16 protein-coding genes are annotated in these 21,050 nt (G+C 63.9%); 8 read left to right on the forward strand and 8 right to left on the reverse strand.

The window, feature by feature from the left end; translation table 11 throughout:
• Positions 1-456: 456 nt before the first annotated feature.
• The gene (locus tag ACODSP_RS12680) at positions 457-4,173 is read left to right on the forward strand and encodes a response regulator (protein ID WP_488965941.1); all 3,717 of its coding nucleotides are present in this window, start codon (positions 457-459) and stop codon (positions 4,171-4,173) included.
• Between the two features lie 156 nt (positions 4,174-4,329).
• On the opposite strand, the gene ACODSP_RS12685 is transcribed toward ACODSP_RS12680, so the two are convergent.
• Together ACODSP_RS12685 and ACODSP_RS12690 are read right to left on the reverse strand one after the other, a co-directional pair.
• Positions 4,330-5,502, reverse strand: coding sequence for a sialidase family protein (locus ACODSP_RS12685; protein ID WP_488965942.1), 1,173 nt, complete (start codon positions 5,500-5,502; stop codon positions 4,330-4,332).
• Complete coding sequence (locus tag ACODSP_RS12690) at positions 5,499-6,521, reverse strand: DUF2786 domain-containing protein (RefSeq protein ID WP_488965943.1); 1,023 nt, start codon at positions 6,519-6,521, stop codon at positions 5,499-5,501. The genes ACODSP_RS12685 and ACODSP_RS12690 overlap by 4 nt, the downstream gene beginning before the upstream one ends.
• Before the next feature lie 469 nt (positions 6,522-6,990).
• On the opposite strand from ACODSP_RS12690, the gene ACODSP_RS12695 reads away from it, so the two are divergent.
• The 6 genes from ACODSP_RS12695 (at position 6,991) to ACODSP_RS12720 (ending at position 12,331) form a co-directional block, all read left to right on the forward strand.
• The gene (locus ACODSP_RS12695) at positions 6,991-7,827 is read left to right on the forward strand and encodes a protein phosphatase CheZ (RefSeq protein ID WP_488965944.1); all 837 of its coding nucleotides are present in this window, start codon (positions 6,991-6,993) and stop codon (positions 7,825-7,827) included.
• Between the two features lie 17 nt (positions 7,828-7,844).
• A complete protein-coding gene (locus ACODSP_RS12700; protein WP_054168696.1) occupies positions 7,845-8,150 on the forward strand; it encodes an STAS domain-containing protein in 306 nt (101 codons plus the stop codon).
• 13 nt (positions 8,151-8,163) lie between these two features.
• Positions 8,164-8,928 (forward strand): ATP-binding protein, encoded by a 765-nt coding sequence (locus tag ACODSP_RS12705; protein ID WP_488965945.1) that lies wholly within the window; start codon positions 8,164-8,166, stop codon positions 8,926-8,928.
• A 5-nt stretch (positions 8,929-8,933) separates the two neighbouring features.
• Complete coding sequence (locus ACODSP_RS12710) at positions 8,934-10,112, forward strand: PP2C family protein-serine/threonine phosphatase (RefSeq protein WP_488965946.1); 1,179 nt, start codon at positions 8,934-8,936, stop codon at positions 10,110-10,112.
• Between the two features lie 2 nt (positions 10,113-10,114).
• Positions 10,115-10,456 (forward strand): PilZ domain-containing protein, encoded by a 342-nt coding sequence (locus tag ACODSP_RS12715; RefSeq protein WP_488965947.1) that lies wholly within the window; start codon positions 10,115-10,117, stop codon positions 10,454-10,456.
• A 99-nt stretch (positions 10,457-10,555) separates the two neighbouring features.
• Complete coding sequence (locus ACODSP_RS12720; RefSeq protein WP_488965948.1) at positions 10,556-12,331, forward strand: ABC transporter ATP-binding protein; 1,776 nt, start codon at positions 10,556-10,558, stop codon at positions 12,329-12,331.
• A gap of 98 nt (positions 12,332-12,429) precedes the next feature.
• Here the strand turns inward: ACODSP_RS12720 and plsY are convergent, their stop codons facing one another.
• Complete coding sequence (gene plsY, locus ACODSP_RS12725; RefSeq protein WP_488965949.1) at positions 12,430-13,047, reverse strand: glycerol-3-phosphate 1-O-acyltransferase PlsY; 618 nt, start codon at positions 13,045-13,047, stop codon at positions 12,430-12,432.
• A gap of 32 nt (positions 13,048-13,079) precedes the next feature.
• On the reverse strand, positions 13,080-14,366 hold the full coding sequence (gene pyrC / locus ACODSP_RS12730; RefSeq protein WP_488965950.1) for a dihydroorotase: 1,287 nt from the start codon (positions 14,364-14,366) through the stop codon (positions 13,080-13,082).
• 181 nt (positions 14,367-14,547) lie between these two features.
• Here pyrC and ACODSP_RS12735 point away from each other — a divergent pair, with 181 nt between their 5' ends.
• Positions 14,548-17,088 (forward strand): M10 family metallopeptidase C-terminal domain-containing protein, encoded by a 2,541-nt coding sequence (locus ACODSP_RS12735; protein ID WP_488965951.1) that lies wholly within the window; start codon positions 14,548-14,550, stop codon positions 17,086-17,088.
• 44 nt (positions 17,089-17,132) lie between these two features.
• On the opposite strand, the gene ACODSP_RS12740 is transcribed toward ACODSP_RS12735, so the two are convergent.
• The 4 genes from ACODSP_RS12740 to ACODSP_RS12755 form a co-directional block, all read right to left on the reverse strand.
• A complete protein-coding gene (locus tag ACODSP_RS12740) occupies positions 17,133-17,435 on the reverse strand; it encodes an SCP2 sterol-binding domain-containing protein (RefSeq protein ID WP_102111165.1) in 303 nt (100 codons plus the stop codon).
• Positions 17,436-17,523: 88 nt separating this feature from the next.
• A complete protein-coding gene (locus ACODSP_RS12745; protein WP_054168688.1) occupies positions 17,524-18,135 on the reverse strand; it encodes a LysE family translocator in 612 nt (203 codons plus the stop codon).
• A gap of 52 nt (positions 18,136-18,187) precedes the next feature.
• Positions 18,188-19,549, reverse strand: a complete 1,362-nt coding sequence (locus tag ACODSP_RS12750; protein ID WP_488965952.1) for a sensor histidine kinase — start codon at positions 19,547-19,549, stop codon at positions 18,188-18,190.
• The gene (locus tag ACODSP_RS12755) at positions 19,539-20,960 is read right to left on the reverse strand and encodes a sigma-54-dependent transcriptional regulator (protein ID WP_488965953.1); all 1,422 of its coding nucleotides are present in this window, start codon (positions 20,958-20,960) and stop codon (positions 19,539-19,541) included. The genes ACODSP_RS12750 and ACODSP_RS12755 overlap by 11 nt, the downstream gene beginning before the upstream one ends.
• Positions 20,961-21,050: the final 90 nt, after the last annotated feature.

A 21,050-nucleotide genomic window follows, 5' to 3' on the forward strand; every position in this document is an offset into this window, starting at 1 on the left:
GCTAGCCTCATTGGTGGGACACAAACAGCAAAAAGCATAATGAAATCATATGGCTTTTTTGCGTCCCACATTTAACTAATGCATTGAAAAATATGAATGTTTATGGTCCCACCGGAATCACCATCCCGAAGTAAATTTAGTCTGTCACGAAAAGGCCCGGGCGTTGTTCCGGGTCTTTCGTTTTTCCGATGTTTCCATCATCGGTGGAAAAATCCGTTCCCTGCCCAAAGGATATAAGCAGGCGATTGCGCGTTATGCGTGTCGCCTACATACTATGCTGTGTGGAAAGCCATCCACCAGTGGCGGCGACGGGCGATTCCGGCGTCGGCGGGGTTCCGGTCGTGTTTCCACTTCTCTTGTGCACGGAACACGCCTGTGTTGAGCCCTTGGTACCGTATCCAGGACGATGAAACGATACGGGCCGCCCAATCGGCGGCCTTTGTGCGGCAATTGCCCATGATTATCTTGGGGAACTTGCTGGGCGCCTGGATCGGTGCCGTCGTCCTTTGGCATGATTTCTCGCTTCTGGCCCTGATGCCCCTTCTGGTGGGCGTACCCTTGTTGATGCTGCCGGCCATCAAGGGGCTATTGCGCAGTCGGGGACGGCGTCCGCCACGCACGGCTTCCCGCCGCCGCATCCGTACCATCATCATCAGTTCCAGCATCATGGGCCTCTATTGGGGCGGCATGATGCTGTTCTACCTGTCCAATGCCGCGCTGGAGGCAAAGGCGCTGCTGCTGGGTGGCTGCGCCTTCCTGGCGGTCGGCGCGAACGCGGCTCTGTCTGTAGTGCCACAGGCCTGTGTCGCCTATGCCGGCCCCATGATGGCGGCTGCCATCGTGATGAGCATTTCCGACCGCAGCGACCCGATCTGGTTGGGCATGTCCCTGCTGATGCTGCTGATGACCATGGGGCAGATCCTGTTCTTGCGCGGCAACTGGGAAGGGTTTCGCACCCTGCGCTGGGGAGAGGAACGGATGGCGGCGGCACAGCGCGTCGCCAATCTGGCCTGGCTGGTGGAGGACGTGGGCGGCGGTTGCGAAATCTCCGGCAATCTGCCGCGTCTGATGGGCCTGTCGCATGACGAGGCGATGTCCACCGAACGGCTGCCCGCCCTGATCGCCGAACGTCTGGAGGCGGGGGAGCAGGCGGACGCACTGCGCAGCGCCGACGGTGTCATCAACCGCCTGTGCCGGCTGACCATGCCCGATGGCGGCCATCGCTGGATTCGGGAGGAAAGCGCCCCCGTCCTGGGTGATGGCGGTCGTGTCAGCCAATGGATTCGTACCTTCCAGGATGTCAGCCTGCTGGAGGAAACACGGGCCACGGCGCGGTCGCGGGAAACGATGCTGGCCACCGTCCTGGACACCGTGGATCAGGGGATTGTGGCCTTTGATGCCGATCTGCGCGTCCTGGCCTTCAATACCCGCTTCATTTCCATGCATGGTCTGCCACCCGGCCTGTGCCGGCAGGGCGTGGGCATGCGCGAGCTGATCCGCTGGAAAGCCCTGCGGGAAGAATATGGTCCCGTGGCGCCAGACGGTGTCGATGACCTGATCGAAGAAAGGCTGCGCGCCACCGCCAACAACGAGCCGCATCATTTCGAACTGACAAGGCCTGACGGAACCGTGCTGGACGCGCATGGAAACCCGATGCCGGGCGGTGGCTTCGTCACCTCCTATGCCGATGTCACCCAGGCGCGCCGACGCGAGGAGGAGCTGCAGCGGCTTGCCGAGGCGCTGGGCGAAGCGAAACTGGCCGCCGAGGCCGCCAGCCGCGCCAAGTCGGAATTCCTGGCCAATATGAGCCATGAAATCCGCACCCCCATGAATGCCGTGATCGGCATGAGCTATCTGGCGCTGCGCACCGATCTGCCGCCCAAGGCGCGGGAATATCTCACCAAGATCGAGGAAGCGGGCAAATCCCTGCTGGGCATCATCAACAGCGTCCTGGACCTGTCGAAGATCGAGGCAGGCCGCGTCACCATCGAATGCGTTGATTTCCTGCTGGATGAGCTGCTGGACGCCGTTGCCTCGCTGCATGCCGATGAGGCGCGGCGCCACGGCCTGCAATTCATCCTGCGCCGGCCCACGGGTGCGCCACGTGTTCTGCTGGGCGACCCGCTGCGCCTGACCCAGGTGATCAGCAATCTGATCGCCAACGCCATCAAGTTTACCCACGAGGGCCGTGTCACCGTCACCGCCGCGTTCGAAGCGGAGGAGAATGAGAGCCTGCGCCTGTCGGTGCAGGTGGAGGATACCGGCATCGGCATGAGCGCGGAGCAGATGGAACGGCTGTTCATCAGCTTCTCCCAGGCCGACAGTTCCACCACCCGCCGCTATGGCGGCACCGGGCTGGGTCTCGCCATCAGCCGACAACTGGTAGAGATGATGGGGGGCACCATCGGCGTTGAAAGCGCCGTCGGGCAGGGCAGCCGCTTCCATTTCAGCCTGCCGCTGCGCTGGCGTCCCGTTGCATCCGGCGATCTGCTGCACAGCGACGTGGACCTGACCGGTAAGCGTGCTCTGCTGGTCGATGACAGCGCGCTGGCCATCGACGTCCTGACCAGCATGCTGGAACAGTACGGGCTGGCGGTGGAAGGGGTGCAGACGGTTGAGGAAGCGCTGGAGCATCTGCGCTGCGGCGAGGGACCGGCGTACGATCTTGTCATCGCCGATTGGCGCATGCCGGGAACGGACGGGCTGGATCTGTGCCGTGCCATCATGGCCGCCGCGTCGCCGCCACCGCCCATGCTGATGGTCACAGCCTATGATGTGGACGAGTTGGCTGCCGCCACGGCGGGCACGCCCGTGCGCAACATCCTGGCCAAGCCCGTGACGCCCACGGCCCTGCGCGAGGCGTTGCGTCAGTCCTTTGCACAGGCGCGGGGGCCGGCATCGACCAGCGCCCGGCCCGAGGAAAGGCTGGCCCCGGTTGCCGGTGGCGAAATCCTGCTGGTTGAGGATAACCCGCTGAACCAGCAGGTGGCGTTCGACATGCTGACCCGCTGGGGCATGCATGTCACCCTGGCCGAGGATGGGCGGCAGGCCGCCGACAAGGTGAAGGCCGGCCGGTTCGATCTGGTGCTGATGGATATCCAGATGCCGGTGATGGACGGGTATCAGGCGACCCGCGTGATCCGGGAAGAGGCGCTGGCCATGCCCGGCAAGCCGCGCCTGCCCATCCTGGCCATGACCGCACATGCGCTGCAAAGCGACCGGCAGAAATGCCGCGAGGCCGGCATGGATGGCCATGTCACCAAGCCTGTGGTGGTGGACGAACTGGTCGAAGCGCTGCTGACCTGGCTGCCGCGCCGTGACGCGGACGCCGCCGTGGTCTCCACGCCCCTGACTGTTCCCCCGCGCCTGATGATCAATTTCCTGCGTGAACTGCCGCCGCTTCTGGATGTGGAGGACGCGCTGAAACGGGCGGATGGCAATCCCGATCTGCTGCTTCGGCTTCTGGATGGATTCGCCCGGCAGCAGGGGGCGGATTTCCTGCATCTGCGTACGGCGATCCAGGCGCGCGATGCGGACACCGTCCTGCCCATCCTGCACACGCTGGCCGGTACCGCGGCCAGCATCGGTGCCGCCGACCTGGGTGATCAGGCCCGCGCGGTGGAAGACATGATGCGCTCCGGCCATGATAACTGGGCCGCTTGCGTTGAGCCCGTGCTGGACCGGCTGTCGGCCATCCTGGCCCGGTTGGCACAGCGGCCCACCCAGACGCCGGAGGCGGACGCGTTGCCGTCGGTGGAGCCGGAGGCGCCCCATATCCTGGTGGTTGATGATAACGATATGAACCTGACCCTGGTGACCAGCGTGCTGGCCCGTGCCGGGTACCGCGTCAGCCAGGCCCTGTCGGGGCAACAGGCCATCGATGCCGTTGCAGACACGGCGTTCGATGCCGTCCTGATGGATGTGCAGATGCCGGGCATGGATGGGGCCGCCGCGACGCGTCGTATCCGGGCTCTGCCGGGACCGGGCCGGCATGTGCGCATCATCGGCATGACGGCGGCGGAACGGTCGCGGGCATGGCCGGCACTGGCGGTGGCCGGCATGGATGGCTTCATCGGCAAGCCCTTTACCGCCACCTCCCTGATCGATCAGGTGCGCGCCGAAATGTCATCGCCCCTGATCCGCGAAGAAGAGGATGAGGAAGAGGGCGCCTGATACCATCGGTCACATATTGTGACCGATGGTACGGCGGCGACTGCCGCCGCGCCGCCCATGCGGCGTAGCCAAGGGCGCGGATGCGCCCGCCCGGCGATTGAGGGGCACGAAAGCTTGACCATCGGTCATGATTTCGTGCCGCTGGTATGACGCCGATCAGCGGGCCAGCGAGGCCAGCGGTACGCGCGTCACCTCGATATCTTCCTTGTTCGTGCTGTAGGCCACGTAGAGATAGCCGTTCCAGATCAGGCTTTTAGGATAATGATATCCGGGGCGTTTGAACCGGCCTGCATGCCTTAAAGGCGGCAGATCGCCGGCACCGCGCAGCAGGAACGAGCGGTCGAACACCTGTCCGTCCGCCGACAGGGTCAGGGCCAGCGGACTCCGTGCCTTGTCCTGGCTGACGGCGGTGGCCAGAAATGCGGTGCCGTCCGGCAGGTTGCCGGCACTCTGCTTGGCCCGCGCATCGGGCATGGCGGTCAGCGCAGGTGTCGTCCAGCTTTCGCCCCGGTCGCAGCTTTGCGATGCCAGTTGCCGGAAGCTTTCGGCCTGATCGCGGAACACCATGATGGCGCAGTCCCCACGCAGGAACAGGCTGGGTTCCAATTCCCGGCTGACCCGTCCCTCATGCGGCAGATTGTCAAACCGCCCAGGGACCCAGCCCGTCACGGCCAGGGGATCATCCGTGTACCAGGGGGCGACGATCATGCCCGGTCGTTGATGAAAGGCGGTGATGATGCGGCCCTCGCGAAGGGCGTGTGGGTCCTGCTCAATAATCCCCTCAACGGGCTTTCCATCCTTGCCCATCACCCGGTGTGCCGGTGACCAGTTCTGTCCGTCCGTACTGATCCTGTATTCGGCATAACCGCCATCGCCAGACTGAAACCCCGTCGGCCAGACATTGGTGAAGGCGACCAACTGCTTCCCATCAGTCCACCAGCCGCCGTTGGAGCGCATCTCCCCCGGTTTGGTGGCGGGGGGTGACAGGGCGGCGGGCGGGGACCAGGTCTTGCCGCCATCATCGCTGACGCTGTGCGCGATCCAGGTGTCAAGCGTATCCTCGTCCCGCTGCGATGCCTGCCATTGTGCATGCAGCCGTCCCTTGAAGGCGGTCAGCACGACACCGTTATGGAACTTATCCCGCGTATCGGGGCCGGGGGAGAAGATCGTGAAACTCTCTGTTCCCGGCGCCGGCACCAGCCCCAGATCGCCGGGCCGATCATGGTTGAACAGGCCGGTCGCCACCGTATAGGGCGGTGCATCTGCCATGGTCACCGGTGTCATAAGGGCGAGGGCGCTCAACAAAGTAATGCCCGGCAGCAATTTCATATGTGGTTTCCCTGTGTCTGGGCCCCATCGGTGACGCGGCGGCGCAGGTTGCCCACCGTCTGCGGCGATACGCCGACACGCCGGGCGATTTCACGGTCGGGCAGGCTGGCCATGGTGGGATCGGACAGAATGCGCATCACTTCCTCGCGCCGTTCAGAGGCGGTGCGGAAATGGGTCGGTGAACCGATCTCCGTCTCCGGCCCATCCTGTTCCCGGCCCGCGCGGTCGATACCGGCCAGATGGCGCAGGTCGGCCAGGATCGCTGCCTCCACCCAACTGCCGCGCCCGCTATGCGCCCGCCAATATTCGGCCCTGGCCAGGGCATCCTGGATCGTTGCGGCGCGCAGCCCATGTTCGACAAGCCGGCGGATCACGATGGCGCGGGCATAGGCGGGCAGGTCCAGATGGCGTGTCGGCTCGATATCCTCGGCGATCACCTGTCCATCCAGTCCCCGGACGGACGCGATTTCGAACCCACGCTTTTCCCAATATTCAAGCTCTGCCAGCGCCCCCGTGACACTGATCGGCAGGGAATAGGCGGTTTCCACGGCCCGGCGGATTTCCGGGGGCATGTGCCGGGGCAGGCTGTCGCTGGTCCAGCCGGACAGGCTTTGCGTCCAGCGCTCATTGGGTGGCTCCTGCGCGACCGACCAGCGGGCGACAGCGGCCCGCAGCAGCTTTTCCCGCGAGCAGGGGGCCATCACGGCGTCGCGCCCGCCATGCCGGTCCAGTACGGCTTGCGCATCGGGCACACCGGCCCGCGCCCGCCGGCCCCTGAAGTCGGGCCGTGGAGTGGTGGCGGCATGGGGTGCTGCGGGCGGGGGCGGTGGTGCAGGCGGGGGAGGCGGCGGCGGTGGTGCGACCGGTGCTGTTTCCATCAGCATCGCAGCCAGATCGGCGAAGCGTTTGCCGTCGCGGGCCAGAAGGCGCCGTGCGCTTTCAATGGCGGCTGCGGCCTCGCCCTCGTTCGAGCTGTCGACCAGGGCCAGCACCTTGCCCAGCTTAACGAGATCCAGCATCCGAAAACCGTCCATATTGGACGGTCAGCATAGCAGCACCCCGCGCCCTGTCCAGTTCGGCCACGCGGCAGCGCACAAATTCTCCCGATCCTTGGTTGCGCGACGGGCATTACAGTTTCCGGTAAAGAGACGATTCTGCCCCATTATGGAAGTCCGTGCCCGTCCGGCATCAAGTGCTGACATACATACGCAATCTAAATTCTATCGAAGCGCAATAGGGGCGGTAATGGCTGAAGGGCAGGGGATTGGTGAATGACCCGGACGGCAAACACTGATCCGATCCTGATGATCCCCGTGGCGCCCAAGGATTTGCCGATGCCGGACAAAAACCGCATCCGGACGCGGTGCAATCATTTGCTGCGCTTACCCGGATGGTGGTAGCAATAAGACGGGCCGGGTTGCCAGCCGCGTGGGGCGGCGGGACCGGGTAACGGCCCGACATAAGGAATGGTGCGGCATCTTGCACGAAATGGGTAACATTCCGGGTCTGTCAGAGGCGGAGTATACCGCCCTTTACGACCGAATCGCACAGTCGCCGCAAGGACTTGCCTTTCTGCGCGAGCATGCGCGCCGGGCGGGCGACGCGGGCCAGTCAAAGGTCGACGCGGCGTTGCAGGACCTGCGCTATCTGTTCGAAAGCCAGGCTAGCCTGATGCAGACCTCTGGCCGGGCCGAGGTGCTGCGTAATGAGCTGCTGGAAATGGCGGCCTCCATCGAGCATGCGCGACGCGAGATTGCGGCGCTGCGCCCGAAGGACCAGTCCAACAACCGTCTGGACATCGCCACCAACGAGCTGGATGCCATCGTTTCCACGACGGAGCGGGCGTCGATTGAGATTCTGCAATCCGCCGAACGGTTGATGGAGGTCGCGGGCCGGCTGAAGCGTCTGGGCGCCGATGCCGATCTGGTCAGCGATATCGAGAACGAAGTTACCAATATCTTCACGGCCTGTTCCTTCCAGGACCTGACGGGGCAGCGCACCAGCAAGGTGGTCAACGCCCTGCGCTATGTGGAGCAGCGTATCAACGCCATGATCTCCATCTGGAGCATCGAAGGCGTGAAGGCGCCGGCCCCCGCAGGCCCTGTCGATTCACGTCCCGATGCACACCTGCTGGGTGGGCCGCGCGATGATGGTGTGAACCAGAATGATGTGGATGCATTGATGTCGGGGGCCACACCGGCACCGCGTCCGGCATCGCCGCCCCCACCGCCGCCGAAGCCGGCGTCCCCTGCCGCCGCCTCTGCGGCGGATGAGGAGCCGCCGAACCCGCTTGATCAATCCGAAATCGACAATCTGTTCGACTGATTTAACGGAGACTTCTGATGGACTACACCGTCCACACCGCCGCTGATGGGTTGCGCGTCACCCTGTCGGGCCGTATGACGCTGATCGACCATGAAAAGTTCCGCAACGTCGTCGATGCGATCGAAAAGGCGGAAGGCACCGTCTGCATTTTCGATCTGACGAAGCTGGAATTCGTCGACAGTTCCGGCCTGGGCATGTTCCTCATTGCCCGCGACGTCGCCCTGCCGAAGAAAATGGAGATCGAGCTGTTCGGCGCGCAGGAATCGGTCAAGCGCATCCTGCAGATCGCCAAGTTCCAGACCCTGTTCCGCGTCACCCCCTGATCCTGGCGCACCGATGGTGACTGCCGCCGACCCCTCTGCCGCGCCCCCCCACCCGCCATCCATCGGCGGGGAGGTGGCGTCGGCATTGCTGTGGCGGCTGGCAACCGGGCATGGGCTTCGCGTTGTCGATTGGGCCGTCGAAGCGGCGGAGATGGGGGAACTGACGGTCGCCCCCGATATCCTGGTGGCCTTGCGGGGATGTGTCCGTGACATTGGCGCCTCCCTGTCGCTGGGCGGGTCGGCCTATGTTGAACTGGGCGATGACACGGACCTGCCGCCGGGACTGCTGACGCTGTTGTCGGGGCCGCCCTGTCTGCATGTGTCCCTGTCGACGGCGACCTGTTTCAGTTTGGATCTGGCACCGCTTCTCTGTGCCACCATGGTGGCACGGGGCTGGTTGTCCGCCGACCGCCGGGCCGATGCCGAAATCTGTGTGCATGAGGCGGTCAGCAACGCCATCGTCCATGGCAATCTGGATGTCCATCAGGGGCCATCCGCCGATGCCGGCGCCTTTGACGGTTTCTTCCGCGCGGTCCAGACCCGTTTGGCCGACCGCGCCCACGCCGCCCGCCGCGTGACGGTGGAGGCGGTGGCCGAACCGGACATGCTGTGCATCACCATCCGGGACGAGGGGCGGGGCCATCCCGGTCATGTCCTGACGGCGGTGGAACGGCTGGAGGCCAAGTCAGGCCGGGGTATCCGCATCATGGGTGAACTGGCCGACCGCGTCGCCTTCACCGAGGGCGGGCGTGCCGCCAACCTGTATTTCCGCCGATGACGGAGGTGCCACCCCTCCCGGCCCTGGGCCCCAACCGGATCAGCTTTGCCGATTGCCGCGTCCTCATCGTCGATGACAGCCGATTCAACCGGGAGATCCTGTCGCGTTTCATGCAATGGGTCGGCATCGGCCGCATTGATTTCGCCGGCAATGGGGAGGAAGGGCTGGCCCATCTGCGGACCACCAGCTACGACCTGATCCTGCTGGATACCGACATGCCGGTGATGGATGGGTTGAGCCTTTGCCGCCATATCCGTGGCGAACCGGCCTGGGCCGACCTTCCCGTGCTGATGCAGACATCGGCGGCCAGCGACCCGGCGGGCGTGAAATGTTTTGAGGCCGGGGCCAGCGACATCATCACCAAGCCCATCAATCCCGGCGAATGCATGGCCCGTGTCCGCCTGCATCTGGAAAAGCAGTTCTTCTTCCGCAATCTGACGGATTTCCATCGCCGTTTGCAGAGCGATCTGAAGCTGGCGCGGTCGATGCAGAAATCCCTGATCCCGGATGCCCGCACCATCGCCGGGGCCAGCCAGCGTCACAAACTGTCCATTGAGGGCCATTTTGAGCCGTCGGACGAACTGGGCGGTGATTTCTGGACCATATTCGACTTAGGCGACGATCAGTTGGGTGTGCTGGCGGCGGATTTTTCCGGCCATGGCATTTCGGCGGCCATCAATACCTTCCGATTCCATACCCTGATCGAACGTATTCCGCCGCAAGGGTTCGAACCGGTGGAATGGCTGACCATGCTGAACCGGCCCTTGAAGGACCTGTTGCCTGTGGGGCAGTTCGCCACCTGCTTCTATGGCATCATCGACAGCCGCTTGGGCACCCTGTCCTATGCCGCCGCCGGTGCGCCCAGCCCCATGCTATTTCATAACGGTCACGTAACGATGCTGGATGCCAGTGGGCTTATGCTGGGTGTTTCCAACAATCCGTCGCTGACCGCCGATACGGTGCCGTTTCCGCGCGGGGCGTCCATCCTGATCTATTCCGATGCGATGACGGAGGCCGATGACAAGGGCGGCCACCTGATCGGGGAGGATGGGTTGCTGCGCCTTGTCCGGCAATGTTTCCCAGGGGGCGAGAACAGGCTTGCGCGATTGCTCGCCGCCTTCGACACTATGGCTGCACGGCCCCTGGCCGACGATCTGACCGCCATTTGCATCAGCAGGGTATGACCATGCCGGCGATGTCCCTTTTCACCTGGTTCAAAGGTCTGTTCAAGCCCAACCGCCGCCGCTACGACCGGCATGCGGTACAGTTCCCCGTCCGCATCCAGGCGGGCGGAGAGGGGCATGAATGCAGCATGCGCGACGTTTCGCCCAGCGGTGCCATGCTGGTGGATGCCCCCGACCTGACCATCGGCACGCTGTTGCAGCTGGAAATCCCGCAGATCGCGCTGACCGCCAATGCCCGTGTCGTGCGACGCACCGAAATGGGAATCGGGATTGAATTCTCCAAGGAAGGCATCGGGGCCATCGTCGCCGGCTGGGCAAGGGGGCAGAGCCCGCTAACGCCGTAACCGCGCAGGAATGCCAGGGTCCTGGACGCCGCTCTTGCGTCGGCGTGATGCACGGGCCATGTGCTATGGTCTTTCGCGTGCCACCCACGGAACCTGACCTTGGCCAAACCCATTCCTGCCCCCGCCGTCAAGCGCTCGACCCCGACCGGCACCCTTCTGCGCCGGCTTTCCGGGGCCTATCTGGGGCCCTACAAGCCGAAGCTTCTGGCGGCCCTGCTGCTGATGGCGCTGGAGGCGGCGGGCACCGGGGCGGTTGCCTGGGGTTTCCAGCCGCTGCTGGACCGCGCGTTCCAGCCGGACAATCAGGGTTTCCTGCTGCCCTTCGCCGCCCTGATCATGGCGGCGTTTTTCGTGCGCGGTACGGCGGCCTATGGCCATTCGGTGCTGGTCAACCATGTGGGGCAGCGCATCGTGGCGTGCATCCAGGCCCAGGTCTATGGCCACCTGATCCGTTCCGACCTTGCCTATCTCCATGGCCGCGCCTCCGGACAGTGGATTTCGCATCTGGTCAATGATGTGAACCAGATGCGGCTGGCCGTGTCGGAATGCCTGACGGGGGCCGTCAATCACAGCCTGACGCTGGTCGTTCTGGTCGTCATGATGTTCTATCAGGATTGGCGCCTGGGCCTGATCGCCTTCACGGTGTTTCCCGTGTCGGGCTGGTTCCTGGGCCGGCTGGGCAAGCGCCTGCGCCGCATCGCGGCCAGCCAGCAGACCGAGTTGGGCAATTTCTCCGCCGTGCTGGGCCAGACCTTCCAGGGCGCGCGCCATGTGAAGGCCTATGGCATGGAAGCGCATGAGGAGGCGCGGGTCGGCATCACCATCGACCGGCTGCGCAAGCTGACAGCCAAAAGCTACCGCACCGGCGCCTCCATGCTGCCCATCAACGAGATTTTCAGCGGTGCCGCCGTCGTGGGCGTCATTATCTATGGCGGCCTGGCCATTGCCGATGGCACCCGTACCGCGGGACAGTTGGTCAGCTTTATCGGCTCCTTCATGCTGGCCTATCAGCCCATGAAGGCCCTGACCAAGCTGAACGCGCAATTGCAGGTCGGGCTGGCGGCGGCGGAACGGGTGCTGGGCGTGCTGGACATGCCGCCATCCATCACTGACCGGCCGGGCGCGGCAACGCTGCCGGCGGATGCCACCCACGATATCCGCTTTACCGGCGTCCACTTCTCCTATGATGGGGAGAAGGAGGCGTTGGACGGCGTGGATATCATGGTGCCGGCGGGCCGCACGGTGGCCCTGGTCGGGGCGTCCGGATCAGGCAAGACGACGGTCCTGAACCTTATCCCCCGCTTTTATGAGGTGACGGGCGGGTCGGTTACCGTGGCCGGGCACGATGTGCGTGATCTGACCCTGTCCAGTCTTCGCGCCTCCATCGCGCTCGTCAGTCAGGAAACCGCCCTGTTCGACGACACGATCCTGGCCAACATCGCCTATGGCCGCCCCAGCGCCAGCCGGGCAGAGGTGGAGGCGGCGGCCCGCGATGCGGCGGCCCATGAGTTCATCATGGAACTGCCCCATGGCTACGACACGATCGTTGGTGAAATGGGCCTGAAACTGTCGGGCGGGCAGCGTCAGCGCATTGCGATTGCCCGCGCCATGTTGAAAAACGCCCCCATCCTGCTGCTGGACGAAGCGACCTCGGCGCTGGACAGCGCGTCCGAACGGGCGGTGCAGGATGCCCTGCGCCGTCTGGCGGCGGGCCGCACCACCCTGGTCATCGCCCACCGCCTGTCCACCATCGCCGATGCCGACCATATCTATGTGATGGATCAGGGCAGGGTGGTGGAGCAAGGGACGCATGGCGAACTTTTGGCCAGCGGCGGTGCCTATGCGCGGTATCAGGCGCTGCAGGGTGGTGCGTGACTTCCGGTGCCAAAGTCGTGGCGGCTGTGTAGCGCGGATTAGGCGCAAGCCGTAATCCGCGGAAATCCCGTCACCGTGGCTCCGCGGATTACGCTTCGCTAATCCGCGCTACCCTTCTTCTTCGCGCCGATCTTTGGCTCCTCGCCCTTCACAAGGCGGGCGATATTGTCCTTGTGGCGGATATAGACTAGCACCGCGATGAACAGGCACAGGCCCGCCACGGCGGGACCGGCCAGGAACCAGGCCACCACCGGGCTGGCGCCCACGGCGATCAGGGCCGACAGCGACGAGATGCGGAACAAAGCTGCTGCCAGCAGCCAGGTGCCACACGCCGCCAGACCCACGGGCCAGGAAATGGCCAGCAGCACGCCAAGCGAGGTGGCCACACCCTTGCCGCCCTTGAAGCCCAGCCAGACGGGGAAACTGTGGCCCAGCATGGACCCCGCCGCCGCCGCGATCCCGGCCTCCGTGCCTGCGACATACAGCGCGATCAGGGTGGCGATGGCCCCTTTGCCGCTATCCAGCAGCAGGGTGGCAAGGGCCAGCGGCTTGTTGCCGGTGCGCAGCACATTGGTGGCGCCGATATTGCCGCTGCCGATCTTGCGGATATCGCCATAACCGGCAATCCGGGTCAGGACAAGACCGAACGGGATGGAGCCAAGCAGGTAGCCGCCGATCAGTGCGAGGATCAGCGGCAGCGGGGAGAGATCGGCCATGGTCTTGCTTCTTGTTTGTGGTCGGTCTGCAATCAGTTGCGGGCGAACACCGTGCGCCCATCCACGATTGTGCGCAAGACCATGCCCTGGACCGGGCGGCGGTCAAAGCAGCTGTTCTTGGACTTGGACGCCAGTTTCTCGGCCTCCACGCGCCAGGGCCGCTCCAGATCGAACAGCACCAGATCGGCAGGCCCGCCCACCGACAGCCGGCCCAGATGGCGCAGGCCCAGGATATCGGCGGGAATCGAGGTGACCGCCGCCAGCGCGCGTGACAGGGACATCGCCCCCTTATGCACCAGTTCCAGGGTCAGCGGCAGCAGCGTTTCCAGACCCACGGCGCCGAAGGCCGCCTGGGCAAAGGGTACGCGCTTGCTGTCCTGGTCATGCGGGTGATGGTCGGACGCGATGGCGTCGATGGTGCCGTCGGCCAGCCCCTCGATGATGGCGCGGCGGTCCATCTCACCCCGCAGCGGCGGCGACAGCTTGAAGAAGGTGCGGTAATCGCCGACATCCACTTCCGTCAGCGCGAAATAGGGCGGGGCGGTATCGCAGGTGACCTTTAGCCCGCGCGCCTTGGCCCGGCGGATGACAGCAACGGATTCGGCGGTGGAGATGTTGGCGGCGTGGTAGCGACCGCCCGTCATCTCCACCAGACGCAGGTCGCGTTCCAGCATGATGACCTCCGCCATGCCCGGAATGCCGGCCAGGCCCAGGCGGGTGGCGATCTCACCCGCATTCATCACGCCGCCGGCCAGACGCGGTTCCGAGGGATGCTGGAAAATCGTCTGGCCGAAACCATTGGCATAGGAAAGTGCGCGGCGCATCAGGGCCGGGTCGGCAATGGGACCGCCATCGGTGAAGCCAACGGCCCCGGCTTCGGCCAGCAGGCCGATCTCGCTGATCTCCTTGCCCGCCGTCTCCCGCGTGACGGTGCCATAGGCGAAGATCTTCACCAGTTTGGTTTCCCGCGCCCGGCGCGCGATGAATTCCAGGCCCGCCTCGTCATCGATCACGGGATCGGTGTTGGGCAGGGCCGCCAGGGCGGTGATGCCGCCGGCAGCGGCACTGCGGCTGGCCGTCTGGATCGTCTCATTATGTTCCAGCCCCGGTTCACCCACCTGGGCACGCAGATCGACGAGGCCGGGGGCCAGGACCAGACCCGTGGCATCCACAATCTCCGCACCCGCCGTCAGGTCGCGTGCAGCATCGGCACCGATGGCGGCGATCTTGCCACCATTGGTCAACAGGTCGCCAATCTGGTCCAGGCCGCTGGCCGGGTCGATCAGACGGGCATTGCGGTAAAGCACGGGCTGGGTCATGGCGCTGTCGTCTCCCTGGCGTGGTCCGGGGGTATTTACCAGAGGCGGCGGCGGCGCGGCGTGCTGATTTCGCGGGCGGAGGTTGAAAATTGGCAGGCTCACCCATTTGCACTGCTGTCATCGGCCTGCGGGCTTCTGCTACGCTGATGTGAAGGTTCGTCTTGGCAGGATGTGAAGCATCATGTGCGTTCTGTGCGGCAGGCTTGAGGATTCCCATGCTGTAACCACGGCGGAGCTTGCGGCCGGCGCGACGGCGGCTGGTGCCAAGCCTGCCATTTCCGATGCCGTGTTCATTGATCGCCTGCAGGAGGAAAATGGGGGCGCCTGGGCCCCGAAACAGGTCATTGGCTACAGCTTCCTGACCAGCAGGCCGTCCAGCAGTTCCGGTTCGGACTATACCGGCTTCAATGTCTTTACCGATGCACAGAAGGACACGGCCCGGCTGGCGCTGCAGCTCTGGTCGGACGTGGCGAACCTGACCTTCAAGGAGGATGCGACCGCCGCCGAACGGCAGGGGCAGATCACCTTTGCCAATTCCAGCAGCATTTCCAGCGGTGTCTGGGGATTTGCCTTCACGTCCGGCACGACCCGGCCCGTCTGGGTCAATTTGGATGGCAGCAAGGATAGCTGGGGCGGGCGCACCCCCGGTTCCTATGACCTGACCGCCATGATGCATGAGATCGGGCATACGCTGGGCCTCAACCATCCGGGTAATTACAATGCTTCGGACAAGGGGGAGGCGACCTATGCCAACAATGCTACCTTCATGCAGGATAGCCGCCTCTATACCATCATGTCCTATTTCAGCGCGTCGGAGGTTGGCGGCAATCATGGCCGCAAATATGCCGCCACGCCGATGATCTATGATCTGCTGGCGGTTCAGGATTTCTATGGCCGCAATTATGCGACCCGGTCTGATGACACGGTCTATGGCTTCAACAGTACCGCCGGGCGCAGCGTTCTGGATTTCACTGTCAATACCCAGCCGGTTGTCACCATCTGGGATGGCGGCGGGCGCAACAGCCTGGACCTGTCCGGTTTCACCAACACATCCAATATCGATCTGCGCCCCGGCTCCTATTCCGATGCGGCCGGTCTGGTCCGTAACCTGTCGATTGCCTTTGCGACCTATATCGCCGACGTGACCACAGGGGCGGGGACCGATACGGTTCGTGACAATGCCTTGGCCAACCGTATCCTCACAGGCGCCGGCGACGATGTGATCACGCTGACCATCGGCAATGACACGGTGGATGGCGGGGCCGGGACCGACCTGTTGCAGCTTCAGGGGGTCAAGGATCTCTACCGTGCCGTCAGCAATGCCGACGGCACCCTTACCCTGCGCGGCCCGACCGGCAGCATCCTGGTCAGCAATGTCGAGAATTTCAGTTTCAGCGGATCGGTGGGGCAGACCCTCACCCGGCAGCAGGTTGCCGGGCTGGATTTCAGCAGCATGCTGTATGTTGCGGCCAATCCTGATCTTATTCTGGCCTTTGGCGGCAACCTGACAGCCGCCACCAACCATTGGTTGACCTTCGGCAAGAATGAAAACCGCAGCCTGGATGGGTTCAGCGCGCTCGACTATCTGGCCAGCAACAAGGACCTGATCGCGGCCTTCGGCTATGACCTGACCGCCGCCACCATGCATTACATTACCTATGGGTATCGCGAGGGGCGGGCGGTCAAAGGTTTCGATGGGCTGGCCTGGCTGGCCAGCGATACGTCGCGCCTGGATACGATCGGATTGAGTGCTGCGGGCGGCATGATCGACTATATCCAGAACGGGGCGCCCAAAGGCCTGGGCATCACGTTCGACGGTCTTGCCTATGTGGCCTCCTATGCCGACCTGCGGGCCAGCATCGGCATGAATGCCGCCGCAGGGCTTCAGCATTATTTGAATAATGGGGTTAAGGAATATCGGGAGGTGAAGTTCGACGTTGCCAATTATCTGGCCTCGAACCCCGATCTGGCCCGTGCCTTCGGCTATGACCTGGACCGCGCCTATTTCCACTATTTCTATTATGGCGTGGTGGAGGGGCGGACGGATAAAAGCTTCAATGTCTATGATTATGCCGGCTCAAACCCGAATGTCGTGGCCTCTGTCGGCTATGATCTCGCGGCATTGACCCGGCATTACGTCACCACCGGTCTGGTGCAGGGGCTGGACACGGCCAAGTTCGACGTCACCGCATATGCCATGAAGAACAAAATCACCGGTGATGATTGGCAATTGGCGGCGACCAAGGCCTATCTGTCCGGCAATCGCACGGACGGCACACCCTATGGCACTGACCAGACGCAGCACCTGCTCACGGTCGGTAAGGCGTTAACCGACACATTCACCAATATTAATGACGTGGACTGGTTCAAATTCCATGGTGATGCCTATACAAAATATAAGGTCACCGTTGAATTTCTGACGCAGTCAAGCAGCCCGACGCTGGCATCCTTGAACCTGCGTGGCGAAGACAACGTCCTGGTAACGTTTGACTATGGCCGCTATCCGTCTATGTCCATGGAGTTCTTCACCATGGCGCCGGAAGATGTCTATATTGAGCTGGAGGCCTACAGCTCCACATCGAAGGACTACAGGATCACCATCACTGCCGTGTCGGGCACAACAGCCGCTGCGGCACCGGCGGAACTGGCTGCGGCGATACCGGCGGTCGATGTAAACGGCCTGTATGATCCCTATGCCGGCAACCAATATTGGCTGGTGTGACGGGCGAAAGGCCCGTCACCGCCGTCCCTGACACTATCGGGCTATCAATCTTCCAGCATGTTGGCCAGCTTCAGGGCGATGCCCATGCTGCCGCTGACCTTCAGCTTGCCGGTCATGAAGGCCAGCGTCGGTGCCAGCTTGCCGTCGGCCAGCTTCGCCAGGTTTTCCGGAGAGATGGTCAGCGTCGTGTCCGGCGTGCCGCCTTCGCGGCTGATGGTCGGCGGGGTGGTGCGGCCATCGATGAACAGCGTGCTGCCGCCGCCCAGTTCGAACTTCACCAGCGCGCCCAGGCCGACGAAATTCAGCGCATTGGCCTTCATCTGGGCTTCGATCTGGTCAACGGTCATGACGTTCCTCTTGGTTTTCTAACGTTTACGTAAGCGGAACTTATAGCGCAGATGTCTCGTCCAGGCAAGAAGGCCCGGCGGGCGGGGATCAGCGGGCCGCGACCGCGACCGCGACGCCAGCCATCAACCCGCCCGTGGCACGGTTGACGGTCCGCATGCGTTCCGGGGTCGCGATGAAGCGCCGCGCGCTGTCGGCCAGCATGGCATAGCCCGTCATGATGCCACCCAGCACCACGACCATGATGGCGCACAGCTCCACAATGGCCAGCGGCGTGACCGCCTGCAGCGGGATGACCTGCGGCAGGATGGCCAGAAAGAATACCATGGTCTTGGGATTGCCCAGCGTCAGGCCCAGGCCGCCCAGCACCAGCTTGAAGCCCTCGCCCTTGATCTGCGGCTGTTCGTCGATGCCCTTGGCCGGGGCGCGCCACAGCTTCCACGCCAGATACAGCAGATAGGCGGCACCGGCATATTTGATGATCGTGAAGACGATCTGGAAGCTCTGCGCCAGGACCGCCAGCCCGCCCACCACCAGGGCGAACCAGACAAGATCGCCGATCACGATGCCGGCGATGAAGGGCAGGGTGCGTCGCGTACCGCTGCCCATGGCGCGCGCCACCACGGCGGCCACGCCGGGGCCGGGGGAGGCGACGGCAACGGCATAGATGCCGACAAAGATCATCAGGGCGGTCAGTTCCATGGCACGGTACCCGCAAACAAGGTTTCAGGCGTCAGATTACCACGGAACCCGGTCAGAACCGCAATGTGAAGACGGAACCCCCGTCGGGATCGGGGGACAGGTTGATGCTGCCGCCATGGGCCAGCATCACCTGGCGCGCCAGGGACAGGCCAACGCCGGACCCGTCGCGCTTGGTCGTGTAGAAGGGGATAAAAATCTTCTCCGCCACGTCGGACGCAATGCCGGGTCCGTTGTCGCCGACATTGATGACCACATGCCCGCCCTCATCCAGATGGGCCGTCAGCCGGATGCGGTGCCCGCCATCGCGCGCGTCCATGTCGCGCATGGCCTCCACGGCATTTTTCAACAGGTTGATCAGCACCTGTTCCACCATGTCGGCATCCGCAACCAGTTCCAGCTGCGGCGGCAGAACCAGCACTTCCAGGGTCACGCCATGGCTCTGCGCGGCGGGCGCCATCAGGCGCTGCAGGCGCTCGGTGATCTCCTTCACCTTGATGCGCGACAATTGTGGCTTGGGCACCGAGGTGAATTGCCGGTAGCGTTCGACAAAGCGCAGGAGGCTGTTGGACCGGCGGGCCACCGTATCGATGGCCATTTCCGCGTCCTGCATCTCCTCCACCAGATCGCTCTGCCCCTCGATCTTCTCCTTCAGGTCGGCCAGCACCCCCTGTGCCGTGCGCGTCAGGGAGGAGATGGGGGTCAGCGAATTCATCATTTCATGTGTCAGAACGCGCACCAGATCCTGCCAGGCCCGGACCTCCGTCGCCTCCAGATCGCCCGCGATATTCTGCAAGGACAGCAGCAGCCGGCTTTCCCCGCTGAGGATCAGCTGCGTCGCCGTTACCGTCAGTTGCTGCGGCCCCACCGAACTGCCGGCGGCGACCCGGATCAGGGTGCGCGTGCCCGGCGACAACCGGCGCAGCGCATCGGCGATCAGCACACCATCGGTGGTCCGCCGGCTCAATTCCTCCGGTCCCAGCAGGCGGTGGGCGAAATTGTTCAGCAGCTCGACGCGCCCATCCTCGTACACGGCGGCAAGCGCCACCGGCACATGGTTCAGCATGGCGTTCAGGTAATCCGCCTGCCGTTCGGATGTCGCGCGGCTGGCGCGGAACTTGTCCATCACCTGGGTGATCGACGCGCCCAGTTCATCAAAGGCCGATCCCTGGCCCAACTGGCTGAAGGTCTGGCTGAAATCGGAATGGGCGATGGCGCCCAGGAAACGTGCGACCTCCCGGTTGGTCTTGGTCACGGCGCGCAGCAGCCCGCCCACCTGCGCCAGAATGGCCAGGGCCACCAGAAAGCTGGTGGCGCGGTATGTCGTCTCCACCAGCATGATGCCCAGCAGCATGGAGGAAAGCGCCAGCGCCGCCACCCGCAGGGTGACGTTCAGCTCGAACCGCCTATAGCCCATGCTTTTCCATCCGGCGATAGAGGGAGGCGCGGGTAATGCCCAGATCCTGGGCCGCGTGGCTGATATTGCCCTGATGCTTGGACAGGGCCTTGCGGATCGCCTCGCGCTCCACCGCTTCCAAGTCCAGCGTGTCCAGGACCAGCGTGCCCGCCGGTACGGCAGCCGGCGCGGACGCAGCCACAGGCGTGGCGGGCGCCTGTCCGGCGGTCGACGGCAGGGAGAAATCGTCTGCCTCCAGCATCGGCCCGCCCGACAGGATCATGGCGCGTTCCACCGCATGACGAAGCGCACGGACATTGCCGGGCCAGCGCCAGGCCATCAGCCGGGGCATGGCCGCTGCCGATACCTTCTTGGCCGGCATATTATATTTGCGGGCATAGATGGCGACGAAATGCTCAATCAGGGCGGGGATATCGTCGGCCCGGTCGCGCAGCGGGGGCAGGTGCAGCTCGACCGTATTGATACGGTAGAGAAGATCCTGCCGGAACACGTCCTCCCGGCCCAGCTGGTCCAGCGGCATGTTGGTGGCGCTGACCAGACGGACATCGATGGGGATGGGCTTGGTCCCGCCCACCGGGATCACCACCCTTTGTTCCAGCACCGACAGCAGCTTGGATTGCAGATACAGCGGCAGATTGCCGATTTCGTCCAGGAACAGTGTGCCGCCATTGGCGGCGACCAGACGGCCGACCCGGTCTTCCTTGGCGTCGGTAAAGGCCCCCTTCTTGTGGCCGAACAGCTCACTCTCGAACAGGCTTTCAGAGACGGAGCCCAGATCGACCGACACGAACACCTGGGCCGCGCGCTTTGACCTTCGGTGGATTTCCCGCGCGATCACTTCCTTGCCCGTCCCGTTCTCCCCCAGGATCAGGACATTGGCCTCCGTCGGGGCGGCGCGGTCCAGCAGGGCGAAGATGCGGGCCATGGCGGGGGCCGACCCGATAATAGTATTGGGCGTGCCATCCATGACGGCGCTGGCCAGTTCCTTGGTTGTCGCCGCCGATTGCTGCGCCTCCCGCTTCGATGCGGTCAGCTTCAGTGCCGATGACAGGGTGGCCAGCAGCCGCTCATTCTGCCAGGGTTTCAGCACGAAATCGGCGGCCCCCTGCTTCATGGCCTCCACCGCGGTACCGACATCGCCATAGGCGGTGATCAGCACCACCGACAAGGTGGGGTCGATCTCCACGATGCGTTTCAGCCATTGGAAACCTTCACGCCCCGTATTGGCGCCGATGGCGAAATTCATGTCCAGCAGGACCGCGTCGAAGGTGCCATCCTTCAGAAGTTGCGGAATACGGTCGGGCCTTGGTTCGGTATGGCACAGGATGCCTTCGCGTTTCAGCATCAGGCGGGCGGCGACAAGGATATCCTCGTCATCGTCAACGATCAGAACACGCGGCTGTTCGGCCATGTCTCACCAGAAACCAATGGAACTGTCCGGAAACGTACAGTCTTTGTCGATTGATGGCGAGGGGATATGGGTTTCAGGCTGGTGCCACAG

It is taken from the genome of Niveispirillum sp. FG156, from assembly GCF_057809555.1.